This is a genomic window from Bradyrhizobium campsiandrae (genome assembly GCF_014529705.1).
In the GTDB taxonomy this organism is placed as follows: domain Bacteria; phylum Pseudomonadota; class Alphaproteobacteria; order Rhizobiales; family Xanthobacteraceae; genus Bradyrhizobium; species Bradyrhizobium campsiandrae.
This window is the reverse complement of record NZ_JAANIH010000136.1, coordinates 1-3845: the sequence shown is the minus strand read 5'-3', so window position 1 is coordinate 3845 and position 3845 is coordinate 1. Positions and strand designations below refer to the sequence as shown.

Sequence of the window (3845 nt, the reverse complement as noted above, 5' to 3'; positions counted from 1 at the left end):
GATCCGCCAGCAAAAGGCCGGTATGGACGTGGGGCCAAACAGCCCGACAGGAGAGTAACGGCTCAAAGGCATCACCACCGCCGCGACGGCGACACCATCACAGCAAGCGCGATTGAGCCACAGCGCTTTGCTTCGCCGATCCCAACCTAATGAAGAAGCGCTCGATTGCTCATGCGGGACGGCGCGGTGATGCCGCGACGTCACAGCGCATCAAAGGTATTTCGTCGTAGCGATTGGCTGCCCGACGTCTCTCACCCTGAAGGCAGAGGTGCTTTCTCCGACAGCGAGGCAATCAGCGCGTCTGGTGCCTTGAACCGTCCGCGGCGCAGCGCCGGCGGAATGACCGCTTCCACCGCCTCCAGCTTTTCAGAGGGATCCATGCGGAGATATATCTCCGTGGTGCGGATATCGGCGTGGCCAAGCCAGAGCGCCACCTTGCGGATGTCGCGTGTGGCCTGCAACATCAGGACCGCACAACTGTGCCGCAGAAGGTGTGGCGATAGCGTGCGGCCGCTCAGGGTAGGGCATCGAGCCGCGGCGGCCTTTGCGTGCTTTTCGAGGATATACTCAAAGCCGGCGCGGGTCATCGCCATCCCTTGGGCGTTGACGAACAGCTCTGTCGCTGGCGGCTTCCCTCGCACTGATAGCCAAGCGCGCAGGTCGCGAGCGGTTTCCTTCCATAGCGGAAGGCTGCGTTCGCGCCGGCCCTTGCCGAACACCAGGATGCTTGGCCTCGGTTGCAGCGTGACGTTTTCCAGGGTGAGGCCGATCAACTCGGAGACGCGCAGGCCGCCGGCGAAGCACAGATGCAACATCGCCCGATCCCGCAGTCCGAGGCGTGTCGTCGCGTCGGGAGCATTAAGCACGGCGCGGATCTCGTCCATGGTCAGATGGCGGATGAGCTTCTGGTCATGACGCTTGCCTGGGATCGCATTGATCTGGGCGACCTGCTCCAACGCGCCAGGGTGCCGCAGCTCGACGTAGCGCATGAACGACTTGATCGCGGCGAGCCGCAGGTTGCGAGTCGCCGGACCGTTGCCGCGGTCATGTTCGATGTGATGCAGGAACGCGACCACCATGTCTGCATCGATCTGCTCGAGCTGGAGTAGAGAGGGGCGCGTGTGCAGGCGCTGGGCGGTGAAGGCGAACAATAGCTGGAAGCTATACGCATAGGTCTCGCAGGAGTGCGGACTGTAGCCGCGCTGCTGCGGCATGTGCTCGCGCATGAAGCTGGTGATGAGCGGGGCGATCGGCGTCATGCGACCTCCCCGGCGATCAGCGTCTCAGCAGCATCTGCAATATCGGCCATGAGGTCCGGGGTGGCTTCCAGATACCAGTAGGTATGCCGGATGTCCGCATGACCGAGATAGGTGGAGAGAGCGACGAAGTCGCGCGCAACGTCATCACGACGCATCGCGCATTGCTCCAGCACGCGCGTCGCGAAGGTGTGGCGCAGATCATGGATACGCGGACGTCGCGACCGATTCTGACCGACGTCAGCTTTGCGCAGGATTACATAGAAGTTGGTCTGGGCGGTCCGAACCGACATCGGCTTGGCATCCACAGACAGGAACACATGGTCATCCAGACCGGCGAACCGCCGCCGGACCTCGAGATAGGCCTGCAGCGCTTCGACCACGCTGGGGTGCATTGGCACAAGCCGGCTCTTGTTGAACTTGGTCTGGCGGATGTGCAGCACGCCGTCGGGCAGCAGATCGCCCAACTTCAAGTTCAGAGCCTCGGAGATCCGCAGACCGGTCGATGCGAGCAGCCCGATCAGCATCACATAGATGTGGCGCCTTAGCGGGCTGGGCTTCTGGCGCCGCAGATTGCCTGCAGCGTCGAGCATGCGAGCCAGTTCCTCTGGCGTATAGATATAGGGCGCGGGACGTGTTGCAGGGCGGCGGGGATGATGCGGAACTTCATGCTCGCGATCCTCGGCGTAGAGGAAGCGTGCAAAGAGCGCGATCTCCTGAAGCCGCCGTTGGTGACTGCCCGGGGTCGACGAGACGGCCGCCGCCCACGCGATCGCGGTCTCGCGGCGAACATGAGTATCGCCGCGGTCGACCGCATAGCGCGCGAACGCGGTGAGGTGTCGGGCCGTCTTTGCGAGCTTGAAGCCGAGCGAGCGGCGCAGCTCGATGTAGCGATCAACATCATCGATCAGCATGGCGACCTCCCCGGCCAGGGCTGCGCGATGGCCGACAGCAGGGCGATATCGACTTTGGCGTAATGCGCCGTCATTGCCTGCGACCGGTGGCGCAGCACTGTGCTCACGCCCGGCAGGCTGACGCCGTGGCGGAGCATCGCCGTGGCCGCCGAGTGGCGCAGGATATGCGCACCCTTGTAGCGGCTCTCGATGCCCCCACGCTTGAGCGCGCGCTTGACCAGGTCTTTGACCGTGAGGCGGTCGATTGGCCGCAGTGGCGCATATTCGGTGATGAACAGGGATGGTGTGCCCAGTGCCGGCCGTCCGCGTTCTATGTAGGCGAGCAGCGCGTCGCCGATCTCCTGGGTGAGCGGCAGCAGTTCCTCGCGCCGGCCTTTGCCGCACAGGCGGATGCTGCCTTGCCGCCAGTCGATATCATCGAAGCTGAGCCGCGCCACCTCGCTCGCCCGAAGCCCAAGCCGGACCAACAGCAGGATGATGGCGCGGTCGCGCAGGCGCCGCTCTCCATTGCATGCACCGATAATCCGCGCGATATCAGCATCAGGCAGGAAGCGCGGGATCGATGCCAGCCGCCATCCCGCAACATTCGGCATGGCGTGGTCGAGCCCAGACGGACATCGTCCTCTCGCGATCAGGAAGCGCAAGAACGCGCGGATGCCGACCGATATGCCCTTCATGCGCTCGACCGATACGGCCTTCGCACGTTCGATCATGTATGCCCGGATCGTTACGGCGTCGTAGGAGGTCGGGATATCCCCCAGCGCTTGGACGAAGGGAGTAATCGTCCCAAGATACGCCGCGAGCGTCGTTTCGGCCAGGCCGCGCTGCTCGCGGGCCCAAGCGGCAAACTCGACAACCACTGGCGCTGCCGGTTTAGCCGGCAATCGCATTAACTGGCCTTGATCCTCAAGGTAGGCGATGAACAGCTTGGCGCACTCGACCGCGTCCTTGTTGAGGTCGCCGCGGAAGCGCGGCCGATGTCCCGCTTCGATCAAGGAGAACGAGGCCGCGTGCGCCTCACGGATTGCAGCCAGCGTGTAGCCTGCCCCGCGCGCCCAGTGCGTCCAACTCGCAAGCAGCCGCATCCTCTCGACGATGGTAAGTGGCGTGTATCGGCGCTCACGGAGCCATCGCGCAAAGTCGACCGCGTGGTCTGCGGCCATTCCCGCCTTCAATCGGTCAGAGACCGCGTTCTGACGGACATAAACACCTGTCGGCATGTCGCCCCCTTCTGCATGTGGAGGCAGGACTATGGTCGAGGTGGTTGCTGTTCGGAACGTCAGTCAGTGATTGTGCCGCGTGCACTCGTCCCATGCGTGACCGACTGGAGCCGGTGATTCTCCAGGCGCGCCGTGATGCCCTGCGACCGACGGGCCTGTTGTCGGCGGATCTGCCCCGAGATGCGGTCTGCGACCCGGCCTATTCCCCGCAACAGCGTGCGTCGATCTTCTTCCCCGCGGCTGCGCCGCTCCTCGCGGAGCAACAAGATCGCCGCACGCCGTCCTTCGCATGCGCTGCGGCCTGACGGTGCGGGTCGGCCGTCCCGGGGCTTTCGATCGCCACAAGGCCGCGATGGTCGCGGGCTTGAACACAGCACAGGAGATCCACCATGTCCCAGATCGGTTCGTTCACCCGCAGCAACGATGGCACCTACACCGGCACCATCAAGACGCTC

At 64.1% G+C, this 3845-nt stretch carries 3 protein-coding genes; all 3 read right to left on the bottom strand.

Annotation, left to right across the window (positions count from 1 at the left end; genetic code table 11):
- Positions 1 to 251 precede the first annotated feature (251 nt).
- Genes G8O24_RS42230 through G8O24_RS42220 form a run of 3 tightly spaced genes read right to left on the bottom strand, consistent with a single transcriptional unit; the run spans position 252 to position 3333 of the window.
- Positions 252 to 1259: a tyrosine-type recombinase/integrase gene (locus G8O24_RS42230; protein WP_100951625.1), complete on the bottom strand. Its 1008-nt coding sequence runs from the start codon at positions 1257 to 1259 to the stop codon at positions 252 to 254.
- A complete protein-coding gene (locus G8O24_RS42225; protein WP_168226283.1) occupies positions 1256 to 2170 on the bottom strand; it encodes a tyrosine-type recombinase/integrase in 915 nt (304 codons plus the stop codon). Before G8O24_RS42225 ends, G8O24_RS42230 begins: the two co-directional genes overlap by 4 nt.
- Positions 2164 to 3333: a tyrosine-type recombinase/integrase gene (locus G8O24_RS42220; protein ID WP_244646388.1), complete on the bottom strand. Its 1170-nt coding sequence runs from the start codon at positions 3331 to 3333 to the stop codon at positions 2164 to 2166. Before G8O24_RS42220 ends, G8O24_RS42225 begins: the two co-directional genes overlap by 7 nt.
- Between the last annotated feature and the right edge of the window lie 512 nt (positions 3334 to 3845).